Raw genomic sequence first — 12,632 nt, forward strand, 5'->3', positions numbered from 1 at the left:
GACTTGCGCGAGTTTGACCGCCGTCAGATTTTCTTGCGCATGCCGGCAAAGGCCATCCGCATCTGGCGGCGCCATTGCGGCTCCTGCAACGATGCCTCCAGAATGGCAGCGCCGCGTTTCTGCGCTTTGATCAGCACCGGCTCCGCAAGCGCCACTGGCAGGAAAGCGGGGAGCACCGACGCCGGCAGGACAGACGCCCTCGCCTTTGCAAGATGATCGCGGCCGAGCCCCGCAAAGGCTTCGATCGCTGCAGATATGCGCGGCTTGTCGGAGCCGGCGAGGAAAGTCTCCCGGTCGAGGCCTGTCGCCGAGAGAATTTCGAGTGGAATATAGACTTGGCCGCGGCGCTGATGGAGCGGCATCAGGAGCAGCATGCCAGAGATCGCCTGCGCCACTCCGGCGTGACCGGCGGCATCGGCGGATTTCATCGCCTCTTCCGGGGAAAGAATGAGACCAGCAAGCTGGATGAGTGCCGAGGCGGTTTCGCCCGCGTAGCCCTCCAGCGACGTGCGGCTTTCCATCGGATCGTCATAGAGATCGAAGATCCGGGCTTCGATCATGTGGACGAGCGTCTGCCGGGGAAGCCGATACATCTCGACGGCCGAAAGAAGGGCTGCGGCGAGTGGATTGGCGTCGGTCGAGCCGTGCGCATTGCCTTCCAGAAGATCGCGCCAGTACTGCATGCGGATTTCGCCTGGCAGCGGCTCGTGGACGAGATCACGGATGCGAGCGAGCTCGGCATTGAAGGCATAGAGCGCGGCGAGCGCACCGCGCTTGTCTTCAGGCGATAGGAGGCACGCAAGATAGCGGTCACGATCGGTATCGCGCAGCATCGCCAGGCTGATATCCTGGTTCGTCTTCGGATCGGCCATGATCAGACCGCAATGAGGGCGGCTGCGACGGCACGCTGTTCAGCAAGCATGATGTTGAAGGTGCGCACGGCGGCACCCGTGCTCATCGGATCGGAAGAGATACCCCGTGCCCTGAGGGCGGTGCGCAGTTCCTCTGGCAGGCGGCGAAGTTCCGTGCCGGTACCGACCAACAGCACTTCGATATCGGCGGCTTCGTCGAGCACACGGCGGAAATTCTCGACCGACAACGGCTTTTCCATGTCCATATCCCAGCCGTGAATGCCCGACGGCAAGCAGAGGATGGAGCCGCGATGCGACATATCCGCAAAGCGGAAGCCGCCATTGCCATAGGTGTCGATGGGTGCGCGCCCCGGGAAATGGGCGTCGCGGATTTCAATGCCTTTTGCCATGTGCCTATACCGCCGGCTTGCCGGATTTCATGCTGACATCGCCCTCATCCTCATCGTTCATGTTCCGACGAAGCCGGAAGATGATGAGGACGGGCGCTGCTATATAGATGGAGGAGAATGTTCCGAGCGCAACGCCGAAGAGCATGGTGAATGTGAACGAGCGGATGACAGCGCCGCCGAAGATATAGAGCGCAAGCAGCGCAAGCAGCGTCGTGGCGGCCGTCAGAATGGTGCGTGAGAGCGTCTGGTTAATCGCCGCATCGATCAGGATCGGCAACGGCATCTTCCTATAGCGCTTCAGGTTTTCGCGCATGCGATCATAGACGACGACGGTATCATTCAGCGAGTAGCCGACGACGGTCAGAAGGGCTGCGACACTCGTCAGATTGAATTCCATGCCTGTTATCACGAAGAGACCGAGCATGATGATGACATCGTGCAGCGTGGCGACAATCGCGCCGATCGCAAACTGCCATTCGAAGCGGATCCAGATATAGATCAGGATAGCAAACAGCGAGGCGAGGATACCAATCGTTGCCAGCATCGTCAGCTCGCCGGAAACAGCCGGCCCGACGACTTCGACGCGGCGGAAATCGTAATCCTCGGCGAGCTCGCCACGGATGAAGGTCGCGACCGATTGCTCGGCATTTTCTCCGCCTTCCTGCGAGCCGACACGGATCAGAGCACTGGTCGCATCGCCCGTGCGCTCGACGCGCACTTCGCCAAGGTTCAACTCGTTTAGGCGGGCACTCAGATCAGCAATGTCAGCGTTGCCCTGCTTCGCCTTGACCTCAATCAGCGAACCGCCGGTGAAGTCGATACCGAGTTGCAGTCCGACCGTCGCAAAGGCGAGCATAGCGGCGATGCAAAGCACAGCCGATGCTGTGAAGACATAGCGGCGAATGCCCATGAAACGAATATGGGCGTGTTCGAACAGGCTGGTGAGCGCGCTCTTCGGCAGGTGGCGCGGATGGCGCTGCGCCAGCCATGCGGCCACAAAGCCGCGCGTCAGCGTGAAGGCTGTCAGGATCGTCGTGAGAATGCCGACGGCCAGGGTCACGGCGAAACCACGGATAGATTCGCTGCCGACGAAAAACAAAATGACGGCGGCAATGAAGATCGTGACATTGGCATCGACGATGGTATGGAACGCGCGCGAGAAGCCTCTTTCAACGGCCTGGGCAAAGGTCGTATGCGGCGCCCTCTCCTCTTCGCGGATGCGTTCGTAGATCAGAACGTTGGAATCCACCGCCATGCCGACAATCAGCACAAGGCCGGCAATGCCCGGAAGAGTCAGTATTGCACCGGCAACACTCAGCACCGCGACGATCAACACCAGATTGAAGGCGAGCGACACGACAGCAATGATGCCGAGCATGCGGTAGAGCGCAATCATCAGCGCCGCGACCAGCACGACAGCGACAATGCCGGCAATCAGGCCGGAGACAACAGATTCCGAGCCGAAGACCGGGCTGACGGTACGCTCTTCCACTGAGGTCAATGTTGCCGGCAGCGCGCCGGCGCGAAGCATCACGGCCAGGTCCTGAACGCCCTCCTCGGAGAAATTGGCCGATATCTCACCGCCTCCGTCTGTAATCGGCGCCTCGATGACCGGATTTGCCATGACCTGATCATCGAAGACGATGGCGAGGTGTTTTCCGACATTGGCGGACGTTGCCTGCGCCAGACGCTTCGTCGCCTCGGCATTCAGACGATAGACGATTGCGCTGTCCTGGGTCTGCGGGTCGGTCTTCGTATCGACTTCGACAAAATCGGCGCCTGTCGCTATCACCGTGCGATCGACGAGATAGGGGACCGGCGGATCGTCCAGCGAATAGAGCACCTGCGATGTCGCAGGCCAGCGACCGGCAAGCGCCTGCTGGCCGCTCATGCTTTCATCGATCAGATGGAAGGAAAGTGAAGCCGGTTCATTCAGCAGGTTTTTCAGCCGTTCGGCATCGACCGAGCCCAACACCTGCACCGCAACACGATCGTTCCCATCAGGAAGAACGGTGAAATTCTCCTTGCCGAAACCGGCAATGCGGCGGCCGACAATATCGAGCGAGCGGGTCTGCGCTGCGGCGGTATCGGCATCGATCGCCTTATCAGAGATCTGCAGCGTCAACTGGCCGTCATTGCTCTGCTGCAGCAAGATATTTGCCGATGCCAGCGGTTTCAGGAGATCGGCTGCAGTCTGAAGCTGGGCCGTATCGGTGACCTTGACCGTTACTGTCTGCGCGGTTCCGGTGAGACCCGTATAGCGGATGTCGGCGCCACGGAGCTTGTCGCGAACGCTGGCAACCGTTGCCTCCAGTCGGTTCCTGATAATGTCCGAGCGTTCGAGGCGCAGTACGACACGAGAACCGCCCTGCAGATCGAGACCGAGAGTAACGCGGTCGTGCCGGAGCCAGGCCGGCAAAGAGGAAGGCTGCGCCGGGCTCAGAAGATTCGGCGCAGCAACGACGATAGCGGCAATCGCGATCAGCCAGATCAGAAGTGTTTTCAAGCGCGAAAAATGGTGCATTCTCTCGACTATCTTCCGATCCGGCGGGGATTGCTATCGCATATTACGCAGCGTCAGCCTTCACAGGCTCGCCCTTCACGCGGACTTCGGAAATGCCGGTACGAACGATGCGCACGCGCACGCCTTCAGCGATTTCGACTTCCACTTCCTTTTCGTCGACGACCTTCGTGACCTTGCCGACGAGGCCACCGCCGGTGACGATCTGGTCGCCGCGGCGGATCGCCTTCAAGGTTTCCTCACGCCTCTTGGCCTGCGCACGCTGCGGGCGGATGAGCAGGAAATACCAGACCACCATGAGCGGCACGAAAAGGATGATCATTTCAAAGCCTGAGCCGCCGAAAGCGCTCGTGGCGTCAGTTGCGCTCTGGGCAAATGCCGGGGTGATAAACATGCTAAGCTCCTCAGGCTGTGGGCGGCGGAACCCCGCCTCTCTTTTCAAGTCGCCGGAATATAGTTGCAGCCCTGATGAATGCAACAAAAACAGCCGGAAACCGTACCAATTCCGCTGCCTCATAACCTTTCCGCTGTGGAAAGGCCATGCTACCCGGCATCAAAAAAACGAAAGCGGATTATCGCTGCAATTTATGAAGGAGGCACCCGATGGCCGAGGAAATCAATAGTCTTCTGTTTGAGGAGCTGAGGAGGCTTGCGGATGCAGTCGAACGGCTGGCCGGACCCGCACCTGCGGCCAACGATTGGAACGCCGCTGACTGCTTCGTCTGGTCCCCTGCCCGCCAGCATCTGCAGCCCGTCAAGCGCCCCAATCGCGTGGCGCTGAAGCTCATTCGCGGCGTCGATCATGTGCGCGACATTCTGCATGAAAATACGGTGCGTTTTGCCGAGGGCTACGCGGCCAACAACGTCCTGCTCTGGGGCGCGCGCGGCATGGGCAAGTCCTCTCTCGTCAAGGCCGTGCACGAAGACGTACGCCGTGAGAGCGGCGTGTCGCTGAAGCTCGTCGAAGTGCATCGCGAGGATATTGCCAGCCTGCCGACGCTTCTCGACCTGCTCAAGGACACGCCCCACCGGGTCATCGTCTTCTGTGACGACCTCTCCTTCGACCACGATGATACTGCCTATAAATCACTCAAGGCGGCGCTCGACGGCGGTGTCGAAGGCCGTCCGGACAATGTGCTGTTCTATGCCACCTCCAACCGGCGCCACCTGCTGCCGCGTCACATGATGGAGAACGAGCAGTCGACGGCGATCAATCCGTCCGAAGCCGTCGAGGAAAAGGTCTCGCTCTCCGATCGCTTCGGGCTATGGCTCGGCTTCCACAAGTGCAGCCAAGAGGATTATCTGACGATGGTCGACGGTTATGCCGAGCATTTCAAGCTCGACCTCGAGCGCGAAAAGATGCATGCCGAGGCGCTGGAATGGGCGACGACCCGAGGCGCCCGCTCCGGCCGTGTCGCCTGGCAATATATCCAGGATCTGGCCGGTCGTCTGCGCATTCATCTCGATCGCGCCTGAACATCCCTCTGAGCGGCAAACCGTGCGCGATTTGCGTCGAAACGACAAAAGCCCGGCTGATGACCGGGCTTTTGCACTTTCCTGAGACGCTCTACCTGCTCAGGAAATGTCAGCTATTCAAGAAAAATCCCTACTCGAGGAATGTCATGGGGTTGACCGGAGACGCATCCTTGCGGACCTCGAAGTGGACCTGTGGCTGCTTGACGTTGCCGCTCATGCCCGACACGGCGACGGTCTGGCCGCGTTGGATCTTCTGGCCGCGGGCGACGCTCAGCGTGTCGGCATTGCCGTAGACGGTGACGGTGCCGTCGTCGTGGCGGACGAGAACCGTATTGCCGAGTTCCTTCAGGCCGTTGCCGGCATAGATGACGACGCCGTTTTCGGCGGCCTTGATCGGCGTGCCCTGCGGAACCGAGATGTCGATACCGTCGTTGCGGCTGCCGTTGACGTTGGCACCGTAGGCGGCGATCACCTGGCCGCGAACCGGCCAGCGATACTTGCCGATACCGGTGGCTTCCGGAGCGGCTGCGCTGACATCGGACTTCTTCTCGACGTCATCGACCGTCTGTGTGGCGGCGGGAGCCTTATAGGGCGCCGGCTGTACGGAAGCCGTCTGGACCGGAGCGGCAGCCGGTTGGTCAGGCTTCGCCTGCTCGACCTTCTGTGCCGGGATAGAGGCGGTCTTGATCGTGTCTGCAGACCCCTGGCCGTTCGGGATCTTCAGTTCCTGGCCGATGCGGATCGAGCTTGCCGACAGATTGTTGGCCGTCTTGATATCGTCGATGTTGGCGCCCGTCGCCTTGGCGATCTTGGCAAGCGAGTCACCCTGCTTGACGGTATAGGTGCCGACAGCGCCATTCGGGTTCTTGCCGCCTGCCGGAGGAGCTTTCCCTGTCGGGTCAGCACTTGCGACAGTCTTGTCGCGGGCAGAGTTGGCGCCGGGAATAACAGCAACCTTCTGCTCCTGGCCCTTCGTCGGCTGCGGCAAGTTGCCGGGCTTGGAAAGATCGGCGGACTGGGACGAGGCCTTGGCGGGATTGTTACCGCCATTGAAGGTCGGAATGAGGATCGCCTGGCCGGGCTGGGCGGCGGAAGCCGTCTTCAGATTGTTGACGCGCAGGATTTCTTTTTCCGGGACGCCATAACGGCGGGAGAGGACAGCGATGTTTTCACCCGGACGCAGCGTGACCGAGGGTGCATTGGTTGCCGACCAGCCGGAAACCTTCGGCGTCGTGCCTGTTGTCAATGTATCGGGAGTAATTCTCGGCGCATTCGCGCCTGCCGGAGCAATACGGTCGGGCTTCGGCGCGGCGGGGAAGGGCTGGGCGAGAGCGACCTCCCGTTCCCGCTGCCGCGGAGAAACAGGTCCAGCGCTCGGCGGCGCAAGTTCGGTGCGCTGAACGGAAATCGGCGCGGATGCCATGCGTGCACTGGAGCCTGGGGTAGCGATCGGATTGTAGCTCGGGCGCCCCTGATAAGGCTGATTTATCGCATTATTCTGAGCATAGGCGGGCTGCATGGCCGAGCCGCCAAGATCGGCGCGCGGCACAGGATCGCCCTGCGGCCCGTTGAAGCTCCTGTGCGGGATCGAATTCGTCGTGATCTGATCCTGCCCGGAGGAGGAAAACAGACTGCCGAAACGTGTGACATCGGAGCTGCAGCCCGTTGCTGCACTCGCCAGCAAGGCGACGACCAGAAAATTACCGGCCGACTTCCCGAACTTCGGCGAAAGACTGAAACGCATGACTCGACCCACTTAGAACGCAACCATTTGTGAATCTATTAAAGCGCGTTAGTGTTACCATGCGGTTAAGGCGCTGGAATCAGTGCTATATTTTTGAGAACTTGATAACCATAAGTTTGCGGGCGAAAACTTATAACCTGCCGGGCTTTGCGGACGGCAGGTCTAAGGCATGTCGCGATCCTTCGGATTCGCTTGCGCTTTCTTTGTTTGACCGCAAAATCGCTGCACCTTTGGGCGGCGTGCTTAAAGCTGCGACGCGAGGCGGGGAACGATCGGCAGATAGGGAGCATCGAAGAGCTCTTCCCGCTCAAAGCGGCTGCCGGTCTTCGTCAGTCGCACCATGCGGCATTCATTCTCGGAGATCATCAGCGGCGCAATCATGGAGCCGCCGGATACAAGCTGATCGGCATAAAAGCGCGGCATGGAATTGAAGGCAGCCGTGACCAGGATGCGGTCGAAAGTGCCCTCGCCTTGCATACCGTTGCTGCCGTCGGCCTGACGGATGATGACGCTACGCAGGCTGAGGGCTTCCATGCGACGCTGAGCCGAGAGCGTCAGTGTCTTGTAGCGATCGACCGTCAGCACGCGTTCCGCAATACGACCGATGATAGCCGCGGTGAAGCCGCTCCCAGTGCCGATTTCGAGGACGCGCTGGCCGGGGCGAACCTTCAGATGGTGCAGAAGACGGACAGCGAAATCGACACCTTCGAGAAAGGAACCGCACTCGATGGGAATCGTGCGGCTGGAATAGGCGTTTTCGACGAATTGCGGCGGCACGAAGAGCGAGCGCGGCGTCTGCTCGACAGCCGTCAGCAAATCAATGTCGGAAATACCTTCCGCGCGCAATCTCAAGACGAGCGCTGCGAAGCCTTCCTTCTCGGCCAGTTTTGCCGTCAACCCTTTCCTCCGTGTCCGAGGGCCCGCGCCACGCGGTCCATCACGGAATAATCGGTCAGATCCAGTTTCAAAGGTGTTACCGAAATCTTCTTATGCTTGAGAGCGTGAATATCGCTTCCTTCGGTAAAGGCACCGGCGCGTTCACCGAATTTCAGCCAGTAATAGGGAAATCCGCGGCCATCGGTGCGTGCATCAACCTGCAGGTTGAAGGCAAGCTTGCCCTGCGCGGTCACTTCAACGCCCTCGACTTCGTCAGGACGACAGTTCGGGAAGTTGAGGTTCAGGAAGGTGCCCTCCGGCTGATCGACCGTCAGCAGCTTTTCGAGCAGCGCCGGGGCATGCGCCTCGCACACATCCCAGGGCAGGATGCGGGTGCCGTTATCATAGATGTAGGCCTGGCTCAGCGCAAAGGAGCGCACGCCCTGCATCGTGCCCTCGATGGCACCGGCAATCGTGCCGGAATAGGTCACATCGTCGGCGACATTGGAGCCGGAATTGACCCCCGACAATACGAGATCCGGCTTGATATCGAGCACCTGCTTGATGCCCATGATGACGCAATCGGTCGGTGTGCCGCGCAACGCATAATGCTTGTCCGAAATCTTTCGGAGCCTGAGCGGCTCCGAAAGGCTGAGCGAATGAGCAAGGCCGCTCTGGTCGGTTTCGGGAGCGACGATCCATACATCGTCCGACAGCGCCCCTGCGATCCGTTCCAGCACACCCAAGCCTTCGGCATGGATACCATCGTCATTCGTCAGCAGGATGCGCATTGCTTCAGGCCGCCCGTTCGATCTTCGTCAGGCCGCCCATGTAGGGCAGCAAAACGTCCGGAATCGTGACCGAGCCATCCTCGTTCAGATAATTTTCGAGAACTGCGATCAGGCAGCGGCCGACCGCCGTGCCGGAGCCGTTCAGCGTATGAACGAACTTCGTCGCCTTGTCGTCCTTGCCACGATAGCGGGCATTCATGCGCCGTGCCTGGAAATCGCCGCAGACAGAGCAAGACGAGATCTCCCGGAAGGTGTTCTGTCCGGGCAGCCAGACTTCGAGGTCGTAGGTCTTACGCGAGCCGAAGCCCATATCGCCGGTGCAGAGCGTCATGGTGCGGAAATGCAGGCCGAGGCGCTTCAGCACTTCTTCAGCGCAGGCAGTCATGCGCTCGTGCTCGGCAATCGAGCTCTCGGCATCGGTGATCGAAACGAGTTCGCACTTCCAGAATTGGTGCTGGCGCAGCATACCGCGGGTATCGCGGCCGGCCGAACCCGCCTCCGAACGGAAGGAGGGAGTGAGCGCGGTAAACCGCAATGGCAGTTTTTCCTGGTCGAGGATTTCCTCGCGCACCAGGTTGGTGAGCGTCACTTCCGCCGTCGGGATCAGCCAGCGGCCATCGGTGGTGCGGAATAGGTCTTCTGCGAATTTCGGCAGCTGAGCCGTGCCATAGACGGCTTCGTCACGGACCATCAGCGGCGAGGATACTTCGGTATAGCCGTGTTCGGTCGTGTGCAAATCGATCATGAACTGACCGAGCGCACGTTCAAGCTTGGCTAATTGGCTGGTCAGGACCGTGAAGCGCGAACCGGAAAGCTTGGCGGCACGTTCGAAATCCATATAGCCAAGGGCTTCGCCGATCTCGAAATGCTCCTTCGGCGTATGGTTCCAGCGCGGCTTTTCGCCGACGATGCGGGTGACGACATTGTCGTGCTCATCCTTGCCAACAGGCACGTCGTCAAGCGGGATATTCGGAATGCGCGAGAGCTGGTCATTGAGTTCGGCCGAAAGCGCACGCTCTTCCTCTTCGGCAGCCGGCAGCGTTTCCTTGATCTCGGCGACCTCGGCCTTCAGCTTGTCGGCAAGCTCGGTATTCTTCTGCGCCATGGCAGCACCGATCTCCTTGGAGGCGGCGTTGCGGCGGGAAAGCAGGTCCTGGGCCTTCTGCACGGCGGAGCGGCGCTTCTCGTCAAGGGCGATGAGAGATTGCGACAGAGGTTGCGCGCCGCGCTTGGCAAGAGCGGCATCGAGAGCCTCGGGATTCTCACGGATCCATTTGATATCGAGCATCGTCGTTCCAGATCGTTTCAACAGACATGAACCGGTCGGAGAAAACCCCGACCGGATGGGAAACGGCAGAACTCAAGAAAGGATCGCGAACCGCTCAGACGCTGTCCGTCTTGGCGACATCAGAGGATTCGCTGGCCTCTTCAAGCGCCTGCTGTGAACGCTGACGCTCCACGAGTCGTGCCGCGTAGATGGAAATCTCGTAGAGAAGGATCGTCGGCAGCGCAAGACCGATCTGGGACATCGGGTCGGGCGGCGTCAGGACAGCCGCCACCACGAAAGCGAGCACGATCGCGAATTTGCGCTTTTCGGCGAGCCACTGCGACGTCAGAAGGCCGACACGAGCCAGAAGCGTGGTGATGACCGGCAACTGGAAGACGAGGCCGAAGGAGAAGACCAGCGTCATGATGAGGCTCAGGTATTCCGAAACCTTCGGCAGAAGCGAGATCGCCACTTCATCGTGGCCCGGCGCCTGCTGCATCGACAGGAAGAACCACATGACCATCGGTGTGAAGAAGAAATAAACCAGCGCGCCACCCATGAGGAACAGGATCGGCGAAGCGATCAGGAACGGCAGGAAGGCCTGACGTTCGTTCTTGTAGAGGCCGGGAGCCACAAATTTGTAGATCTGCGCGGCGATGATCGGGAAAGCGATCACGAGGCCGCCGAACATGGCGACCTTGACCTGCGTGAAGAAGAACTCCTGCGGCGCGGTATAGATAAGCTGCGCCTTCTCGACATCGAGATGAGCCCAGCTGACGGCTAGCTTGTAGGGATAGACGAGGTAGTTGAAGATGTGCTTGGCGAAAATGAAGCACACGATGAAGGCGATGAAGAATGCAGCAATCGACCAGATGAGCCGCGTGCGCAGCTCCATCAGGTGTTCGATCAACGGCTGCGGCTTGTCTTCGATATCACCGCTCATGCCTCATCCTTCTTCTTTTTGGCGGCCGGCTTTTTGACTTCCGTCGGCTTCTTGGTTGCCGCGACACGCTTCGGCTTCTCGACGGGTGCTGCGGCCGACGCAGCCGCATCGGCCTTGTCTGCCGCCTTCACGCGCGGCTTGCGTACCGCCTTCGGCTTTTCAACCACGGCGACCGGTGCCGCGGCCGCAGCAGCGACCGGCTGCGGTGCTGGGACGACCGGCGGCGTTTCGGGCAGGCTCAGGGACGGCGCCGGCGCAGAGACGTCTGAGAGTGGCATTTCCGTCTTGTTCTCAGCACCCTGCTCTGCCGGCGTGTCGACCCTCGTCGCGTTCTGCAGGTCGGCCTTGATCTCGTTGCCCATCTGGCGCAGCGGGTTCATCGCCTCGCGCAGGCTATTGACCGGATTGAGTTTCTGGGCGTCGCTAATCGTGCGGCGCACATCGTCAAGCTCGGCTTCGCGCAGCGCTTCGTCGAACTGGGCACGAAATTCACCCGCGACCTTGCGGGCACGGGCCGTCATCTTGCCAAAAGCGCGCAGCATCGGCGGCAGATCCTTCGGACCGACGACCACGATCAGTACGACCGCGATAACCAAGAGTTCGGTCCAGCCAATATCGAACATGCAAGGCTCCTGAACGGGCGGCGCGGGGGCTGCGCCCTTTCCCGTACGTGGTTATTTCGTTTCGTCGGCCTTGTGATCGACGGTCTTTGCGGTTTCCGGCGCGTCTTCGTCGTTCATGCCCTTCTTGAAGCTCTTGATGCCCTTGGCAACGTCGCCCATCAATTCCGGAATCTTGCCGCGACCAAACAACAACAGCACGATGACCAGAACGATCAACCAGTGCCACATGCTAAAAGAACCCATTACGCATACTCCCTGTTGCGGTGTTCCCTCGATGTAAGAATTTCCGATCCGGTTTCCAACATCAATCCTTCTGGATTGAGCTTAATGTCACGGTATCGGCCTTTGTGACAAGCCATTCGTCTATCGAAAAGTCGTGATCGACATTGTTTTGCGCGGGCGTGGCAAAAGCAAGACCAACCTTCGCTATTCCTCTGAGGCGCCGCCGGGCGCAAGCAGCCCGAGTTCCTCGAGATCCATCTGTGTGATCGGATCCTCGTCCTCAGTCAGTTCATCGTTCATGAGCGGCGAAGGAATGTTGAAATTGGCGGGGATGCGGCCGGACAGCAGGCCGGCGCCTTTCAGCTCTTCCAGGCCCGGCAAGTCGCGCAATTCCTCCAGGCCGAAATGGTCGAGAAAATCTCGCGTGGTGCCAAGCGTGACCGGACGGCCGGGCGTGCGGCGGCGGCCACGAAAACGCACCCAGCCCGCCTCCATCAGCACATCAAGCGTACCGCGGGAGGTCTGAACGCCTCTGATATCCTCGATCTCGGCGCGCGTCACCGGCTGGTGATAGGCGATTATGGCAAGCACTTCCAGCGCAGCACGCGAGAGCTTCTTCACCTCGTTCTCGTCACGACGAATGACGAAGGAGAGATCGGCGGCGGTACGGAAAGCCCATGCATTGTCAACCTGTACGAGATTGACGCCACGGGGAGCATACTGCTCCTTCAGGCGCAGCATGATCTCATGCGCGTTGAATCCTTTTGGCAAGCGCTCGGTGATGAAACCTTCGGATACCGGCTGGGCGGAAGCGAAAACCAGCGCCTCGGCTATGCGTTCAGCCTCTATTTCTGCCTGCAGATCGCGGGCAGAGCCCTCGCCTTCCATCTCATCATCTTCCGCGTCGA

General features: G+C 60.1%; 13 protein-coding genes. 1 reads left to right on the top strand and 12 read right to left on the bottom strand.

All coding sequences use genetic code 11. The features are described from left to right. Positions 1-23 precede the first annotated feature (23 nt). Genes FHX08_RS08875 through yajC form a run of 4 tightly spaced genes read right to left on the bottom strand, consistent with a single transcriptional unit; the run spans position 24 to position 4,176 of the window. The gene (locus FHX08_RS08875; protein ID WP_409527406.1) at positions 24-878 is read right to left on the bottom strand and encodes a phytoene/squalene synthase family protein; all 855 of its coding nucleotides are present in this window, start codon (positions 876-878) and stop codon (positions 24-26) included. Then, positions 875-1,261, bottom strand: a complete 387-nt coding sequence (locus tag FHX08_RS08880) for an Mth938-like domain-containing protein (protein WP_132651323.1) — start codon at positions 1,259-1,261, stop codon at positions 875-877. Before FHX08_RS08880 ends, FHX08_RS08875 begins: the two co-directional genes overlap by 4 nt. A 4-nt stretch (positions 1,262-1,265) precedes the next feature. Continuing rightward, positions 1,266-3,785, bottom strand: a complete 2,520-nt coding sequence (gene secDF / locus FHX08_RS08885; RefSeq protein WP_132651322.1) for a protein translocase subunit SecDF — start codon at positions 3,783-3,785, stop codon at positions 1,266-1,268. A 43-nt stretch (positions 3,786-3,828) separates the two neighbouring features. Then, positions 3,829-4,176 (bottom strand): preprotein translocase subunit YajC, encoded by a 348-nt coding sequence (yajC, locus tag FHX08_RS08890; protein ID WP_132651321.1) that lies wholly within the window; start codon positions 4,174-4,176, stop codon positions 3,829-3,831. Positions 4,177-4,385: 209 nt separating this feature from the next. On the opposite strand from yajC, the gene FHX08_RS08895 reads away from it, so the two are divergent. Further along, a complete protein-coding gene (locus FHX08_RS08895) occupies positions 4,386-5,258 on the top strand; it encodes an ATP-binding protein (RefSeq protein WP_132651320.1) in 873 nt (290 codons plus the stop codon). A 130-nt stretch (positions 5,259-5,388) separates the two neighbouring features. Here the strand turns inward: FHX08_RS08895 and FHX08_RS08900 are convergent, their stop codons facing one another. From FHX08_RS08900 to scpB, 8 genes are all read right to left on the bottom strand, one after another. After that, the gene (locus FHX08_RS08900) at positions 5,389-7,002 is read right to left on the bottom strand and encodes a peptidoglycan DD-metalloendopeptidase family protein (RefSeq protein WP_132651319.1); all 1,614 of its coding nucleotides are present in this window, start codon (positions 7,000-7,002) and stop codon (positions 5,389-5,391) included. 243 nt (positions 7,003-7,245) lie between these two features. Beyond that, positions 7,246-7,899 (bottom strand): protein-L-isoaspartate(D-aspartate) O-methyltransferase, encoded by a 654-nt coding sequence (locus FHX08_RS08905; RefSeq protein ID WP_132651318.1) that lies wholly within the window; start codon positions 7,897-7,899, stop codon positions 7,246-7,248. Next, a complete protein-coding gene (surE, locus tag FHX08_RS08910) occupies positions 7,896-8,669 on the bottom strand; it encodes a 5'/3'-nucleotidase SurE (RefSeq protein WP_132651317.1) in 774 nt (257 codons plus the stop codon). Before surE ends, FHX08_RS08905 begins: the two co-directional genes overlap by 4 nt. Positions 8,670-8,673: 4 nt before the next feature. After that, a complete protein-coding gene (serS, locus tag FHX08_RS08915) occupies positions 8,674-9,957 on the bottom strand; it encodes a serine--tRNA ligase (RefSeq protein ID WP_132651316.1) in 1,284 nt (427 codons plus the stop codon). Between the two features lie 94 nt (positions 9,958-10,051). Beyond that, complete coding sequence (tatC, locus tag FHX08_RS08920) at positions 10,052-10,879, bottom strand: twin-arginine translocase subunit TatC (RefSeq protein WP_132651315.1); 828 nt, start codon at positions 10,877-10,879, stop codon at positions 10,052-10,054. Continuing rightward, positions 10,876-11,502, bottom strand: coding sequence for a Sec-independent protein translocase protein TatB (gene tatB / locus FHX08_RS08925; RefSeq protein WP_132651314.1), 627 nt, complete (start codon positions 11,500-11,502; stop codon positions 10,876-10,878). Before tatB ends, tatC begins: the two co-directional genes overlap by 4 nt. A gap of 51 nt (positions 11,503-11,553) precedes the next feature. Beyond that, positions 11,554-11,745, bottom strand: a complete 192-nt coding sequence (locus FHX08_RS08930; RefSeq protein ID WP_132651313.1) for a twin-arginine translocase TatA/TatE family subunit — start codon at positions 11,743-11,745, stop codon at positions 11,554-11,556. A gap of 183 nt (positions 11,746-11,928) precedes the next feature. Next, on the bottom strand, positions 11,929-12,612 hold the full coding sequence (gene scpB / locus FHX08_RS08935; RefSeq protein WP_132651981.1) for an SMC-Scp complex subunit ScpB: 684 nt from the start codon (positions 12,610-12,612) through the stop codon (positions 11,929-11,931). Between the last annotated feature and the right edge of the window lie 20 nt (positions 12,613-12,632).

The sequence above is a fragment of the Rhizobium sp. BK529 genome (genome assembly GCF_014194105.1).
Taxonomy (GTDB): Bacteria; Pseudomonadota; Alphaproteobacteria; order Rhizobiales; family Rhizobiaceae; genus Rhizobium.

Excerpts from the sequence above, each read along its gene's own strand:
- secDF (WP_132651322.1), bottom strand. The coding sequence starts at position 3,785 with ATGCACCATTTTTCGCGCTTGAAAACACTTCTGATCTGGCTGATCGCG.
- scpB (WP_132651981.1), bottom strand. The coding sequence starts at position 12,612 with ATGGAAGGCGAGGGCTCTGCCCGCGATCTGCAGGCAGAAATAGAGGCT.
- FHX08_RS08895 (WP_132651320.1), top strand. The coding sequence starts at position 4,386 with ATGGCCGAGGAAATCAATAGTCTTCTGTTTGAGGAGCTGAGGAGGCTT.
- surE (WP_132651317.1), bottom strand. The coding sequence starts at position 8,669 with ATGCGCATCCTGCTGACGAATGACGATGGTATCCATGCCGAAGGCTTG.
- FHX08_RS08880 (WP_132651323.1), bottom strand. The coding sequence starts at position 1,261 with ATGGCAAAAGGCATTGAAATCCGCGACGCCCATTTCCCGGGGCGCGCA.
- yajC (WP_132651321.1), bottom strand. The coding sequence starts at position 4,176 with ATGTTTATCACCCCGGCATTTGCCCAGAGCGCAACTGACGCCACGAGC.
- serS (WP_132651316.1), bottom strand. The coding sequence starts at position 9,957 with ATGCTCGATATCAAATGGATCCGTGAGAATCCCGAGGCTCTCGATGCC.
- tatC (WP_132651315.1), bottom strand. The coding sequence starts at position 10,879 with ATGAGCGGTGATATCGAAGACAAGCCGCAGCCGTTGATCGAACACCTG.
- tatB (WP_132651314.1), bottom strand. The coding sequence starts at position 11,502 with ATGTTCGATATTGGCTGGACCGAACTCTTGGTTATCGCGGTCGTACTG.
- FHX08_RS08900 (WP_132651319.1), bottom strand. The coding sequence starts at position 7,002 with ATGCGTTTCAGTCTTTCGCCGAAGTTCGGGAAGTCGGCCGGTAATTTT.
- FHX08_RS08930 (WP_132651313.1), bottom strand. The coding sequence starts at position 11,745 with ATGGGTTCTTTTAGCATGTGGCACTGGTTGATCGTTCTGGTCATCGTG.